Genomic DNA, 13,930 nt, shown 5'->3' with positions numbered 1-13,930 from the left:
TATGAATTTTATCAGCGGGATTGCTCTGAACGCTTTTATTTATCAGGGTTTGAAGCGTTGAAAGTGGGATGGTGTCAGTAAAGCATTCAGAGGTTGATCCCAGGGCTGGCGGGGAATAATCTGCTTAATCTGCTGAAAATCATGTGCAAGTCCTAAGCGGAAAGGACGCTGTGAGGCTGAAGCCAGGGTTCTGTCATAAAAACCACCGCCCATACCGACCCGACTTCCCTGCATGTCACAGACCAGTAAAGGCATAATCAGACAGTCCAGGGTGCTGACATGCTTCCCACGAGTGGCTGCGGGTTCAAGCATGCCCAAAGGGTGTGAGTTAAATCTTTTATTCCGGTACTGTCCCGACGATATTCTGACCCAGACCAGCTGCTGATTCATATCGCAGATCATGGGCAGATAAACCTGTTTATTCTGCTGAAAACAGGACTGAATAATCAGCTGAGTATATATTTCACCAAAAGCATCCAGATAAATACCCACTTTGTGAGCTGATCTGAATTCGGGAATACTGCGTAATCGGGTCAGTGTCTGCTGCTGTGCCTGGCGTTGCTGAAACACGGTAAGCGCTTTCCGCTGTTTACGCATCTGACTGCGTAAAGATTTAAAATCAAAATCTGCATGATTCTGCATAGCGGTGCTTCTCGGTTTTAGTGGTGGGACAGCCTAAAAGGGAGTCATTAAAGACAGTTTATTCAGACCAATTTTACATGGATTCAGCCATAAACACAGAATCAGATCATGCATCATCTGGCAGATTGAGCATCTTCTTTTCATCTGTCTGTTACAGAGCATTTGTCATTGGTCGGAATGAAGAATAAACAGACAGATGGTTAAATGAAAAAATAAAGTTTTTACTATAAAAAACATAAATAAAACAATGATTAATAATGGTGTGACTGATGCGGAGAAGCTGACTGATCTTTTTTCTATAAGAGGCTGACATTTAGGACAATACAAGCAAAAGCCGTCCTGATTATGTTTAATCCTATAACAGGGAGCAAAAGCCAATGAAAATCGGGAATACAAAAACACAGGATGCACCGCAATCTTCAGCTCAAAGGGGTAAAATGGCTCAGATTGTTTGTGCCACAGCTCTGACACTGTCAGCAGCTTTATTCAGTGTAAATACGGTTGCTGCACCTCAGGCAGGAAAACTTGATCTGACACTGTCTGATTTTTCTAAAAATAAAATAAAAAAACTGCTCGATGATCCGAAAACCTGGCAGCAGATTCCGCAAAAAATCACCTTATGTGTGTATTCACCCAATGGTGAACATGGCGAAGCCTTTGAACAGGCAACAAGTTATATCAGTGAAATTCCACGGATTACCAAAATGGCAAAGGATTTTGGGGTCACAATGAATATGACCCGACCTACAAATTTAAGTATGGTCGTGAGCATTGAATATCCAAAACTGAAAAAGAAAGCCACGACCAATGTGGCACTGAAAGTGTATACCGACGAGCGTGTGCTGACTGAGGATTTCAGAAGTAAACGTTGTGATGGTGCAGGAATCAGTAACCTTAGAGCCAAACAGTTCAACCCTTTTGTGGGCAGTATTGATGCCATAGGCGCCGTGCAGACTGAAAAACAGTTGCGGGCAGTGATGCAGTTGCTGGCGAAGCCTGAATTTGATTCGAAAATGGTCAACCGTGATTATGAAGTGGTCGGAATTGTGCCTGTAGGTGCGGCTTATATTATTGTAAATGATAAAAATATTAATACACTGGCTAAGGCGGCAGGGCGCAAAGTAGCTGTATTCCAGTTCGATGAAACTCAGAAAAAAATGGTTCAGAATATTGGAGCACAGCCTGTTTCAGTCGATCTGGCGACTGTGGGCGGTAAGTTCAACAACCGCGAAGTCGAAATTATGGCAGGACCTGCCTTACTGTTTAAACCTTTGGAGCTTTATAAAGGTATGACGGATAAAAATGGCAAAGTGGTTGGTGGAATTATCCGTTTTCCTGTCATACAGGTCACGGGTACACTGATCATGCACCGTAACCGTTTTCCTGCGGGTATGGGAACCATTGCACGGGAAGTCATCTCTAAACAGCTTGATCCAGCATTTAAATTTGTTGAAAAAATGGAAAATGAAATTCCTGAAAAATACTGGATGGATATACATGAAAGTGACAAACCAGGGTATCTGAAAATCATGCGTGAAGCACGGATACAGATGACCAAACAGGGTTATTACGATAAAGACATGATGAGAATCCTGAAAAAAGTACGCTGTTCTCAGCAGCCGAGTAACTTTGAATGTGCTTTGAATGATGAATAAGAGTTTGAAACAAAGGTTGTTATAAAGCAGAGAGCTTTAAGCCATCCTTGGGATGGCTTTTTGTTGCTTGGATGATGTTAATTGATGATTAAAACTAATTAAGGTGAATTGATCGGGAAAGAATTTATTATGGTGGGAAATATTTTTAATTTTATAAGTATAAAATACTAAACTGATGCGTAATCAGGCATTAAACTGGTCTACCTATAGTCGAATCATAGAGTTTATTTCCGCTTAGCGGTATGATAAACCCGAATATAGACTGGAAGACAGATATGAAAATTGTGGCTGATGAAAATCTGGCTTTTACCGAGTATTTTTTTGCGGAATTTGGCAATATTCATCAGGCAGCAGGGCGGACACTGACTCAAAAAGATGTACAGGATGCAGAAGCACTGCTGGTACGTTCAGTCACAAAAGTAAATAATCAACTGATTGAAAAAACACAATTAAAATTTGTTGGTAGTGCCACTATAGGCACAGATCATCTGAATATAGCTGCACTGGAAAAACAGCAGATTGCCTGGTCAAATGCAGCAGGGTGTAATGCTCAGGCGGTTGCAGAATATGTGATTACTGCATTATTACATATCGACTCTGAATTTTTAGATCAAGGAAAACAATTCACTTTAGGAATTATTGGTCTGGGAAATGTCGGTTCACGTTTAGCCTATATGGCACAGCTTTTGGGCTGGAACGTCATTGGCTATGATCCATTTGTACAGCGTGAAAATATTCACCAGGTCGAACTGGAAGAATTATTAAAACACTCAGATGCAATTACAACACATGTTCCATTAACACATGAGGGTGAATACCCAACTTATCATTTGATCAATGCTGAAACTCTGGCAATGATGAAGCCTGAGACGATTTTGATAAATTCAGCACGTGGTGCTGTGGTTGAGGAAGCTGCTTTAATTCAGGATATTCTTCAGACAAAACGTAAAGTCGTACTCGATGTTTTTGAACATGAACCTGAGATTTCACAGCGCTTACTTGATTTAATTACCATTGTCACACCACATATTGCAGGCTACAGCCTGGAAGGCAAGGCACGTGGGACACAAATGATCTATGAAGCCTTTTGCAAAACTTTTGATTATCCTGCGCATAAAAAGTTTGAGTCACAACTTCCTGCATGTGCCCAATACTTTTATGGAAACAGCATTAAACAGACATTAAAGCATCATTTATCTGAAATTTATGATATTTCCAATGATGATTTTAATCTGCGCGAGTGTTTAACGGATGGCAAAGTTGATCAGAAAGCATTTGATCATTTAAGAAAAACCTATCCTTTACGCCGTGAATGGGCAGCGCACGGAGGTCCTAAAGCATGAGTGAATCTGTAAATTATCAGCCGACCTGTGATTTAAAAGCTTTAAAAGCCCGTGCAAAAATGTATGCACAGCTTCGTCAGTTTTTTGCGGAACGTGATGTTTTAGAGGTGGAAACGCCTGTGCTTTCGCAAGCGGGCGTGACCGATGTGCATCTGGCTTCTGTGCAGGCACAGCGTCATGTACAAGGAAAAAAACAAACCCATTATTTGCAGACTTCACCTGAATTTGCCATGAAGCGTTTGCTTGCGAGTGACAGTGGGGCGATTTATCAGATCTGTAAAGTATTTCGTGATGATGAGCATGGGCGTAAGCACAACAGTGAATTCACTATGCTGGAATGGTATCGTCCTGCATTTTCATTGAAAGATTTGATGCTGGAAGTGACAGATTTACTCAATGTAGTTCTGGTCGATCGTTTTGGAGAAGTTCGTCCAACAGTTTTGAGTTATAAACATGCCTTTATGGATCGACTGGATTTAAATCCGTTGCAAGCGACTTTAAAAGAGTTAAAAGATGCCTGTCGCCGTGTCGGTTTAAATCTGGATCTGGGTGATGATCGTTTAGGTTATATCGACCTTTTATTTTCTCACATGGTTGAGCCAAGTTTAGGTTTTGATACACCTGTATTTTTAACCGATTTTCCACCTGAAATGGCGTCACTTGCTAAAACTCGCATTGATGAAGATGGTGAATTGGTTGCAGCACGTTTTGAGTTGTATATCGAAGGACTGGAACTTGCAAATGCTTATGATGAATTGATTGACGCTGATGTTTTACGTGGGCGTTTTGAAGCGGATAATACAGAACGTGAAAAGTTGGGTCTGCATGTGATGCCGATAGATGAATATCTACTCGTAGCCTTGCCAAATATGCCAGAATGTTCAGGGATTGCTTTGGGAATTGATCGTTTGTTGATGGTTGTGACCAATCAAATGAAGCTGGAAAAGGTGGTGAGTTTTACAGCGGATGTGTCGTGATGGATTAAAATTTAAAAGTATTTTTAGTTGAAAATGTATCAAAACTGTTTAAAAAAAAGCAACTTTTTTCTAAGTTGCTTTTTGATGATGAATGACGATTTTTAAATGGTGAATAGCAGGTGTATTTCGCATAACACCCATTATGTTAATTTTAGAGAAACTTAGTTTTTGAAAACTAATTCTTTGTAAGGTATGAGCAATTGATCCCCAATTTAGAAGCTGAAATTATTCCAACAAAATCTATTGCTGATATCACATTAGGATTAGATTTCGAACATTTTAAGGCTAATTCAAAATATCAGATTATTAATGATTATGCTGAATTAGAAAGCACGTACTTCGAAAGAGATAAGTGGCTAATTTTACATCGAAATGAGATTTTACCTTGGGGTGAATCTATCAATGAAATATATTGTTATTGGAATAAGATCATCACTCTAACATTCAATTCCAGTACCCAAAGGCTAGAATTCATTTATGCTAGTCAGGGATATCAAGGAAAACTATTAGGTCTACTAGGCATAGGAGATAGGTTAGATTCTGTTAGAGATCAATATAATTTTTATTTTTGGGGTGATAAACATTATCTTGAATATAAAGAAGATAGTGATAAAGCAGGAGAACTTATTCCCGTTGAAATAGAAACAAATTATAGAACAGCATATTCAGACGAATATAGTGATCAAATTATTGAAGGTTTCTTAATTTATTTACCTCCAGAAGAGCGAGGTTATTTACCATAATGGGCGTTATGTTATTGTATTAGTTGAATAATTTCAATAACTTGAAATTTATAAAGTGCGTGGCATGTTTCAGTATAGGTTTTTACTGTTTTCCAGGTTGGAAAAAAATTATAATTGTATGAAAAAATGATTTATGAAAATAATTTTGTATAACAGCCATTATGTTAAGAACTTAAATTATCTTTAAACAGTTGTTTAGATTCAGTTGAAAGATATCCATGATTGTAAATTTCTTTAAATATTTTTAAAGCAATTTTTATGTCCTGATTAACATATCGTGCACTCCACTCATCATCAAAAGGTGCAAAGGTATATATTTTTTCAGATAGTACTTCATTTTTATTTATTAAACGAAAGTAGTTCCCTTCTGGATATTCATCATTCTCAGAAATACTACATCCAAGTAGATACCCATATCTTTCATCGCACACCAGGCTGTAACTATCTAAATCATCATAAGCAAGGGTTGAAAACTCTTCATTATACTGTGTACTAGCTTTAGTAATATTAATCTCTCCCCCTTGAAAAAAAACTTTATTAATTAAGATAGCTAGTTCTTCCCAACTAATCCTTCTTAAATCAATTCTAGTTTCACTATGAAAAGGATTTCTAACTACATAGCTGTATATATATAAAATCATTGAAAGAATATCCAAAGAGATTGTAATTTTTAAGACTTTCTAAAATTAACATAATACAGCTTATGCGAAATAAAATATATTAGTTTAATTAATTCAATGAGTTGTGATTCAAAAAAGCCTGATTTGTTCAAAGTAGGCTTTTTGCATGAAATTTCATTGTTTCACTTAAAGTCGAATCAGGCAATGTCTAAAAGGAGTGACAGATAGCAGGGAGATCAGCCTGGGGGTAATATGAGGTGTGGAAAAACTCTTACGCAATAAAAGGATAAATCTGATATTTTTCTTCTTATGAGAAATGGAAGCAGTGAATAGTCAACTTTAATCTGGTTAGTATGGAAGTAAAGTGCTGTCGCATTTTACTTCCTGGCTTAACTTAGCTTTAGTGGCACTTTATCTTAGAGTCTAAGATATTCAGCCTGCTTAGGCTTCAATAGTCTGAACAGCAATTTTTTTTGCAGGATCAGTTTTACGGCGTACCGCAGGAACAGGTTCACCATAGTACTGACGGTCAGCAAAATAACTTGAACGCACCATAGGCGCAGCCCAGATATTGCGGAAACCCAGTTTCTGACCATGTTCGGTATAACGCTCAAACTCTTCTGGCGTTACGAAACGGTCAATTGGCGCATGCTCTTTAGAGGGTTGCAGATACTGACCAATCGTCACGTAGTCCACACCATGAGCATGCAGATCATCAAGCAGAGCAATCACTTCTTCTTCAGTTTCACCAATACCGACCATCAGACCACATTTGGTTGGCACATCAGGGCAGTATTCTTTAAACATTTTCAGAAGATTTAAAGAGTGCTGATAATCTGAACCTGGGCGCATAGCTTTATACAGGCGAGGTACAGTTTCAATATTGTGGTTAAATACATCCGGTGGGCATTCAGTCATAATGCGCAGTGCAATATCCATACGACCACGGAAATCAGGAACTAAAATTTCCAGCAATGTTTTAGGGCTGAGTGAACGGGCTTCTTTAATACAGTCCACAAAGTGCTGTGCGCCACCATCCATCAGGTCATCACGGTCAACAGACGTAATCACAGCATATTTTAAACCAAGGTTGGCAATGGTTTCTGCCATGTGACGCGGTTCATCAGGATCAAGCGCATTTGGACGACCATGTGCAACATCGCAGAAAGGGCAGCGACGGGTACAGATATCACCCATGATCATAAAGGTTGCAGTACCGCCACCAAAACATTCAGGCAGGTTCGGGCAGGCTGCTTCTTCACAGACGGTATGTAATTTTTGTGCACGTAAGGTGGTTTTAATGCGTTGAACTTCATCAGGCGCAGCCATTTTGACACGAATCCAGTCTGGCTTTCGAGGCGTTTCAACCGTTGGAATAACTTTTACAGGAATACGTGCAACTTTTTCGGCACCACGCAATTTAACACCCTGTTCAGGTTTACGGTTCTCTGACATATTCAACTTTTCCACTGTTTTTGACGGGGGATATTTCCACTTATTATAGCCGAAATGGGAAATGATGGGGTAAAAACACTATTCATTTCCTAAATGTGGCTATCACATAATATATGCTGACTAAATACAGCAAAATGGCATAACTTAGGTCATAATACCGCAGATATATAGATAGAATTTTGTATAAGGAGCTTTGAATGCCACGTAAGAAAGAAGTCGTCAGCGGAAATTATGTGAAATACGATGCAGTCGTACTTGGCTCTGGTCCTGCTGGTGAAGGCGCGGCAATGAAGCTGGCAAAATCGGGCAAACGTGTTGCGATTGTAGATATCCGTGAGCAGCTCGGTGGTAACTGTACGCATGTAGGTACCATTCCAAGTAAGGCACTGCGTCAGACGGTATCAAGCATTATCCGTTATCAGCGTGATCCGATGTTCAAAAAAGTGGGCGACTGGAAGCAGTTCACCATGAAACAGGTGCTGCGTAATGCACACAAGGTGATTCAGCAACAGGTTGATACGCATTCACGTTTTTATGACCGTAACAATATTGATGTATATCACGGTCGTGCCTATATCCAGGACAAAAATACCGTTCATATTTTCGGTGAAGACGGTATTAAGGAAACTTTAGGTTTCGGTCAGATGGTTGTGGCTACAGGTAGCCGTCCTTACCATCCACAGGGGCTGGACTTTAATCATCCGCGTGTTTTTGATTCAGACAAAATTCTGGATCTGGATTTCACAATTCATAAAATCATTATTTATGGTGCAGGTGTGATTGGTTGTGAATATGCATCCATTTTCATTGGTCTGGATCATAAAGTTGATCTCATCAACACCCAGCATCAGCTTCTGAGCTATCTGGATGATGAAATTGCCGATGCGCTGTCTTATCACTTACGTGAACAGGGCGTACTGATTCGCCATAATGAACAGATTGATCATCTGGAAACTTTTGATGATCACGTCGTGATGCACCTGCAAAGCGGTAAAAAAATTAAAGCAGATGCAATTCTGTGGTGTAACGGGCGTTCAGGAAATACTGACGGCTTAGGTCTGGAAAATGTCGGCATTACTCCAAACAGCCGTGGTCAGCTTTCTGTTAATGATCAGTATCAGACTGAAGTGGATAATATCTACGCAGCAGGTGATGTGATTGGCTGGCCATCTCTGGCTTCAGCGGCTTATGACCAGGGGCGCTGTGCGGGTTCAAACATGTCTGGCGAACTGGATGTGAAACCGGTTAAAGATATTCCGACAGGTATTTATACCATTCCAGAAATTTCATTCTTCGGTAAAACTGAAAGTCAGCTGACTGAAGAAAAAATTCCATATGAAGTGGGTCAGGCATCTTTCCGTCATCTGGCGCGTGCACAGATTACCGGTGATACAGTGGGTGAGCTTAAAATCCTGTTCCATCGTGATACTCTGGAATTATTGGGTGTTCACTGTTTTGGTAACAATGCAGCGGAAATTATCCATATTGGTCAAGCCGTGATGCAGAGTGGAAACAATACGATCAAGTATTTTGTAGAAACGACATTTAACTATCCGACGATGGCAGAAGCGTATCGTGTAGCGACATTGAACGGTATGAACCGTTTGTTCTGATACCGTTTTATTCTGTTTCTATGTTCTTGAACCCGTAAGTTTCGGCTTGCGGGTTTTTTTATTACCAATAGTTGCGTGATACAACTTTTTATGAAAATATGGTTGTATTGTGCAACTAGTGGTATTCACATTGGAATCTCAGGACAAAATTATTGCCGATATACGCCAGGCCTCTCGTGAAATGGTGCGTGAGCTGGGTTTTATGCAAAGTACCCTGGCTGCAACGGATTATTCCGCATCCGCTGTGCATGCCTTGATTGAAATTGATGAAAAACAACAGGTCACATCGGCACAATTGGCACAGTTTTTAGGTCTGGAAAAATCAAGTATCAGTCGAATGATCGCGAAATTATTGCAGGCAGGTGAATTACAGGAAAGCATTGCAGAAGAAGATGCACGTGTAAAATATTTAAAGTTGACTGAAAAGGGACAGGAGACGGTTGCACAGATTCATGATTTTGGAAAAATGCAGGTGAAGGCAGCATTGCAACACCTGAATCCTGGCTTGCAACAGTCCGTAGCACAAGGCTTACAAGCCTATGCGGTCGCATTAAAGCAATACCGGACTCAGGCACATTCACAGCAACATCATTCCATTGAAATTTGTACAGGCTATCAGGCAGGCATGATTGGGCGCATCACAGAAATGCATGCACAGTACTATTCGCAAACCTCAAATTTTGGCCAGTATTTTGAAAGTCTGGTGGCGCATAGTGTCGCTGAATTTTCAGGACGTCTGGAACATGCTGTAAATCAGATATGGACTGCAAAACTGAATCAGCGCATCGTGGGTTCAGTTGCGATTGATGGGCAGGATCTGGGCGGAAATATTGCACATTTAAGATGGTTTATTCTGGATGATGGTTGTCGTGGTCATGGAGTAGGGCATCAATTACTGCAACAGGCAATAGAACATTGTGATGAACAGCAGTTCAGGGAAATACATCTTTGGACATTCAAAGGTTTAAATGCTGCACGAAAACTCTATGAACGTTGTGGTTTTCAATTGGTTGAAGAAGTAGAAGGACAACAATGGGGTAATCAGGTTGTTGAGCAAAAATTTGTACGTTTAGCATCTTGAGTTTTATATCGTGAACCGTTAAAACCTAGGTGAAATTCCTGTTATATGCCACATTTGGACAATTTACATGACCATCCAGTCTGTCACGATTCAGGGCTTCCGTTCTGTCCGTAATCTGAACTTAGCTTTAAAACAGCTGAATATCATCAGTGGTGCAAACGGTTGTGGAAAGTCCAATCTCTACAAAGCAGTGCGTTTGTTGCATGAGGCTGCCAATGGGCGGCTGTCACAGGCGATCGCAGAAGAAGGAGGCATCCAGAAAGTCATGTGGGCAGGCGGGCATCGGGCTGGAGACCGGGCGAAAGATCCGAAGCGGATGATTTTATCAGTTGAAATGCAGCACTATGATTATCAGATGGAAATAGGTTTTCCTGAGCCATTGATCAGTCTGTTTGCTTTAGATCCCTTGGTGAAAAAAGAAAATATCTGGCTCAGTGGTTATCAGCGTCGTCGTATGAGTCAGCTGATGGAACGTATCAATCAAGCTGCATTTTTGAAAAATGTTGAAAATGAACGGATCAGCTATCCGATGACACTGACTCAGGAAGACTCCATTTTTGGTCAACTGTCCGATCCACATCTGTATCCCGAAGTGTCGCAGGTGCGGGAAACCATGAAAAACTGGCGTTTTTATCACGAGTTTTCGGTCAGCGCACATTCTCCCATGCGTGTGCCACAAGTCGGGATACGTTCACCTGTTCTGGCGCATGATGGTGTGAATCTGGCAGCAGCTTTTGAAACGCTGCGTGAACGTGGGCAGACTGAATCATTATATGCTGTCCTGGAAAAAGCCTTTCCCACTGCACAGTTTTATGTCGAAGAACTGGGTGGGCGTTTTCAGATGATGATGAAGCGTGAGGGAATATTAAGACCACTGGAAAGTGCAGAGTTTTCAGATGGGACATTACGTTTTCTGTGTCTGGCGGTGGCGTTGCTCAGTCCACGACCGCCAGTCTTTATGGCACTGAATGAACCTGAAAACAGTTTACATCCTGATCTGTTACCTGCGCTTGCCATGCTGATTGCGGAAGCAAGTCAGTACACTCAGCTCTGGGTGACGAGCCATTCGCCTGATCTGGCTGAAATGATTGGTCGTTATTGTGAGTTGCAGCATATTCAGCTGGATCAGAAAAATGGGGAAACAGTAGTGGTGGCAATGGATTAAAAATAATTGAGAATCTTAAGAAAACGATTGTTGTCTTGATCAATCTATTTTTTTACTAAAACCTGTTGAGCTGATGCTAAAACCATTTTGTAGATAAAAAGCATGAGCAGCTTGTCTTTCAGGTCGATTACCACTGTTTAAAATGATCTGATGGATCGCATGTTCGTGTGCAAAGTCTTCTATAAAACTTAGAAACTGATGTCCTAAACCTTGATTACGGTATTCCTGTTTAATAATCAATGCTTCTATTCTGAGTAAAAAGCCATCATATTGCCATGCATATTGTTTGATACATCCCATGAAACCAATCACTTTTTGTGCGTCACAGGCAACGAAAGTAAAATAATGAGGTTCATGAGTAATAATCTTTAATCTTTTTTGCAGCTTTTCGACAGAAACAGGGTAGCCAAGTTCATCAAGAAGCGCTGTCAGCTGGGCAATATCATGGTCTGAATCCATGAGACTTATGGTGAAATTCAAGATTATATCATCGCATATTAACACTTCATTGAATGAATATAACCGTGTTCTGTATCTGCACAAATCTCTATGAATGATATGTTTATCATTATCAAACTCATCGAAAATCAATTGATCAAAGCAATAAAAAGGGAGCTGAATCAGCTTTAGCTCCCTGGTTTGGTTAAGCAAACAGACCTTGCTGGAAATCAGTAAATGCCTGCTGGATTTCAGCTTCGGTGTTCATTACAAATGGACCATGGGCTGCGATGGGCTCATTTAACGGTTCACCACTCATAATCAACAGTCTTGCATCTTCAGTACACTCAATACTGACCGCATCAACTTCATGGGTTAAATAAACCGTTTGCAGGTGATGAAAGTTCTGACCATCAATTTTAACCTGACCACTTAACACAAAAATAATGCTGTTCCATGCAGGATCGAAATGAAACATTTCAGACTTTCCTGCATTTAACTTCACGTCCAGCAGATTGATGGGGCTGAATGTTCTGGCAGGACCTTTAACAGTACGGCTTTCATGGATGTAATTTCCTGAAATAACCCGCACTGAACCATACCCATCGGTGAGTTCAATCTCAGGGATACCGGCTTCGGTCAGTTCCTGATAACGGGGTTCAGTCATTTTGGCATGGGCTGGCAGATTGACCCAGAGCTGGATCATATCCAGGTTTCCACCACGCTGAGCAAAGTCTTTCGAATGGTGTTCTGCATGTAAAATACCTCGACCTGCGGTCATCCACTGCACTTCATTTTTACCAATCTTACCGCTGTTGCCTCTGGAATCCTGATGTTCCAGTTCACCTTCAAAGACAATGGTCACAGTTTCAAAACCACGGTGAGGATGCATCCCTACACCACGCTGATGAGTGACTGGGCTGAATGGATGGCTTTCGGTATAACCCATGACTAGCAATGGACTGGTGGCATTACCCATTTCTTCCATGGGCAGCATGGAGTTGGTTGGGAAGCCGTCACCGACCCAGGTACTGCGGTTGCTGGTATATACTTTTTCAATTGTTTTCATTGTATCTTCCTCAAAATTTATATTTAACCTTACTCAGTTAATTGAGGTATAAACGACAGAATAAAGCGTTATGCGTACAACAGTATTTTCTAAAAATGGAACAATCATGCAGAATTTAAATGACTATTATTATTTTGTTCAGGTTGTTAAATATCAGGGTTTTACCAAAGCGAGTGAAACACTGGGCATTACTAAATCCAAACTGTCCCGTCGTATAACAGAGCTGGAAGGGCGTTTAGGTGTCCGTTTAATTCAGCGTAATACCCGAAAATTTGCTGTCACTGAGATTGGTCAGCAGTTTTATCAGCACTGTCTGAAAATATTGAATGATGTGGATCAGGCTGAACATTTCATTCAGAGTTCATTGACGGATGAACCCTCAGGCTTAGTGCGTATTTCATGTCCAGTGGCACTGGTCAATATGCCAGTAGGCGATATGATCGCTGAATATATGCAGAAATATACCGGAGTGGAAGTTCAGTTGCTGGCGACCAACCGGCGGGTGGATCTGATTGAAGAAGGGGTGGATCTGGCTTTGCGGGTGAGTAATACGCCCCCTGAAGACAGTGAACTGATTATCCGTGAACTGGATGCCTGGGAACATGTACTGGTGGCTGTGCCTGAGCTGTTGAACCGCTATAAACAACCTGAAAATTTTGCGGATCTGTCCGCATTGCCGAGTATTGGGTTTCATGGAGCAAAGCAGGTCTGGCTGTTTCAAAGCCCTGATCAAAAAAATGTTTACCATGACATTGAGTTTCATCCCCGTTTAAAAACGGACAATTTTTCTGCGATGAAAGCAGCGGTGATGAAAGGTGTGGGAATCGCATCTTTACCCAAAGTCTATGTGAAAGATGAACTGATCAGTGGGTTGGTACAGGAAATATTGCCTGAGTGGTCTTTGCCAAAGGGCGTGATCTATATTGTTTATGCGTCTAGACAGGGCATGATGCCTTCAGTGCGTTTTTTACTTGAGCATCTGATTGAGCAGTTTAAGGTGCTGGATTTAAAGCAGGTGGAAAATCAGTGTCCCACTAAAAAAAATTGAATGATTACGATTGAATAAACTTCTAATGAAAATGGATCATTAATTGAATGGGTTCTGTAATGAACGTCCCTTCATCTTAAC

At 40.8% G+C, this 13,930-nt stretch carries 13 protein-coding genes; 8 read left to right on the top strand and 5 right to left on the bottom strand.

All coding sequences use genetic code 11. The annotated features are described in order from the left end of the window. Positions 1–42: 42 nt before the first annotated feature. On the bottom strand, positions 43–642 hold the full coding sequence (locus CDG61_RS11855) for a 5-formyltetrahydrofolate cyclo-ligase (protein ID WP_087549311.1): 600 nt from the start codon (positions 640–642) through the stop codon (positions 43–45). Between the two features lie 437 nt (positions 643–1,079). Here CDG61_RS11855 and CDG61_RS11850 point away from each other — a divergent pair, with 437 nt between their 5' ends. The 4 genes from CDG61_RS11850 (at position 1,080) to CDG61_RS11835 (ending at position 5,360) form a co-directional block, all read left to right on the top strand. Beyond that, the gene (locus tag CDG61_RS11850; RefSeq protein ID WP_087549635.1) at positions 1,080–2,297 is read left to right on the top strand and encodes a putative solute-binding protein; all 1,218 of its coding nucleotides are present in this window, start codon (positions 1,080–1,082) and stop codon (positions 2,295–2,297) included. A gap of 275 nt (positions 2,298–2,572) precedes the next feature. Continuing rightward, positions 2,573–3,640 (top strand): 4-phosphoerythronate dehydrogenase, encoded by a 1,068-nt coding sequence (locus CDG61_RS11845; protein WP_087549310.1) that lies wholly within the window; start codon positions 2,573–2,575, stop codon positions 3,638–3,640. Continuing rightward, complete coding sequence (epmA, locus tag CDG61_RS11840) at positions 3,637–4,617, top strand: EF-P lysine aminoacylase EpmA (RefSeq protein WP_087549309.1); 981 nt, start codon at positions 3,637–3,639, stop codon at positions 4,615–4,617. The genes CDG61_RS11845 and epmA overlap by 4 nt, the downstream gene beginning before the upstream one ends. Before the next feature lie 200 nt (positions 4,618–4,817). After that, entirely contained in the window at positions 4,818–5,360 is a 543-nt protein-coding gene (locus CDG61_RS11835) for a hypothetical protein (RefSeq protein WP_087549308.1), read from the top strand. A gap of 164 nt (positions 5,361–5,524) precedes the next feature. On the opposite strand, the gene CDG61_RS11830 is transcribed toward CDG61_RS11835, so the two are convergent. Then, the gene (locus CDG61_RS11830; protein ID WP_087549307.1) at positions 5,525–6,001 is read right to left on the bottom strand and encodes a hypothetical protein; all 477 of its coding nucleotides are present in this window, start codon (positions 5,999–6,001) and stop codon (positions 5,525–5,527) included. Between the two features lie 420 nt (positions 6,002–6,421). Next, a complete protein-coding gene (gene lipA, locus CDG61_RS11825; RefSeq protein WP_087511808.1) occupies positions 6,422–7,435 on the bottom strand; it encodes a lipoyl synthase in 1,014 nt (337 codons plus the stop codon). A gap of 197 nt (positions 7,436–7,632) precedes the next feature. Here lipA and sthA point away from each other — a divergent pair, with 197 nt between their 5' ends. The 3 genes from sthA (at position 7,633) to CDG61_RS11810 (ending at position 11,294) form a co-directional block, all read left to right on the top strand. Further along, positions 7,633–9,048 (top strand): Si-specific NAD(P)(+) transhydrogenase, encoded by a 1,416-nt coding sequence (gene sthA / locus CDG61_RS11820; protein ID WP_087511807.1) that lies wholly within the window; start codon positions 7,633–7,635, stop codon positions 9,046–9,048. A 109-nt stretch (positions 9,049–9,157) separates the two neighbouring features. Further along, on the top strand, positions 9,158–10,129 hold the full coding sequence (locus CDG61_RS11815) for a bifunctional helix-turn-helix transcriptional regulator/GNAT family N-acetyltransferase (protein ID WP_228199571.1): 972 nt from the start codon (positions 9,158–9,160) through the stop codon (positions 10,127–10,129). A gap of 67 nt (positions 10,130–10,196) precedes the next feature. Continuing rightward, positions 10,197–11,294 (top strand): AAA family ATPase, encoded by a 1,098-nt coding sequence (locus CDG61_RS11810; protein ID WP_087549306.1) that lies wholly within the window; start codon positions 10,197–10,199, stop codon positions 11,292–11,294. A 39-nt stretch (positions 11,295–11,333) separates the two neighbouring features. Here CDG61_RS11810 and CDG61_RS11805 read toward each other — a convergent pair whose 3' ends face one another. Further along, positions 11,334–11,753: a GNAT family N-acetyltransferase gene (locus tag CDG61_RS11805; RefSeq protein ID WP_087549305.1), complete on the bottom strand. Its 420-nt coding sequence runs from the start codon at positions 11,751–11,753 to the stop codon at positions 11,334–11,336. Between the two features lie 184 nt (positions 11,754–11,937). After that, the gene (locus CDG61_RS11800) at positions 11,938–12,801 is read right to left on the bottom strand and encodes a pirin family protein (RefSeq protein ID WP_087549304.1); all 864 of its coding nucleotides are present in this window, start codon (positions 12,799–12,801) and stop codon (positions 11,938–11,940) included. A 70-nt stretch (positions 12,802–12,871) separates the two neighbouring features. On the opposite strand from CDG61_RS11800, the gene CDG61_RS11795 reads away from it, so the two are divergent. Next, complete coding sequence (locus CDG61_RS11795; protein WP_228199570.1) at positions 12,872–13,849, top strand: LysR substrate-binding domain-containing protein; 978 nt, start codon at positions 12,872–12,874, stop codon at positions 13,847–13,849. The last annotated feature ends 81 nt before the right edge of the window (positions 13,850–13,930 follow it).

Origin of the sequence: Acinetobacter sp. WCHAc010052 (assembly GCF_002165295.2) — a bacterium.
Lineage (GTDB): Bacteria > Pseudomonadota > Gammaproteobacteria > Pseudomonadales > Moraxellaceae > Acinetobacter > Acinetobacter chinensis.
Note: the sequence above shows the minus strand (reverse complement) of the source record. Positions and strands in the feature narration are given on the sequence as shown.

Bases quoted from the DNA above. Each gene is read 5' to 3' on its own strand.
- CDG61_RS11855 (WP_087549311.1), bottom strand. From the start codon at position 642: ATGCAGAATCATGCAGATTTTGATTTTAAATCTTTACGCAGTCAGATG.
- CDG61_RS11850 (WP_087549635.1), top strand. From the start codon at position 1,080: ATGGCTCAGATTGTTTGTGCCACAGCTCTGACACTGTCAGCAGCTTTA.
- CDG61_RS11845 (WP_087549310.1), top strand. From the start codon at position 2,573: ATGAAAATTGTGGCTGATGAAAATCTGGCTTTTACCGAGTATTTTTTT.
- epmA (WP_087549309.1), top strand. From the start codon at position 3,637: ATGAGTGAATCTGTAAATTATCAGCCGACCTGTGATTTAAAAGCTTTA.
- CDG61_RS11830 (WP_087549307.1), bottom strand. From the start codon at position 6,001: ATGATTTTATATATATACAGCTATGTAGTTAGAAATCCTTTTCATAGT.
- lipA (WP_087511808.1), bottom strand. From the start codon at position 7,435: ATGTCAGAGAACCGTAAACCTGAACAGGGTGTTAAATTGCGTGGTGCC.
- sthA (WP_087511807.1), top strand. From the start codon at position 7,633: ATGCCACGTAAGAAAGAAGTCGTCAGCGGAAATTATGTGAAATACGAT.
- CDG61_RS11810 (WP_087549306.1), top strand. From the start codon at position 10,197: ATGACCATCCAGTCTGTCACGATTCAGGGCTTCCGTTCTGTCCGTAAT.
- CDG61_RS11805 (WP_087549305.1), bottom strand. From the start codon at position 11,753: ATGGATTCAGACCATGATATTGCCCAGCTGACAGCGCTTCTTGATGAA.
- CDG61_RS11800 (WP_087549304.1), bottom strand. From the start codon at position 12,801: ATGAAAACAATTGAAAAAGTATATACCAGCAACCGCAGTACCTGGGTC.
- CDG61_RS11795 (WP_228199570.1), top strand. From the start codon at position 12,872: ATGCGTACAACAGTATTTTCTAAAAATGGAACAATCATGCAGAATTTA.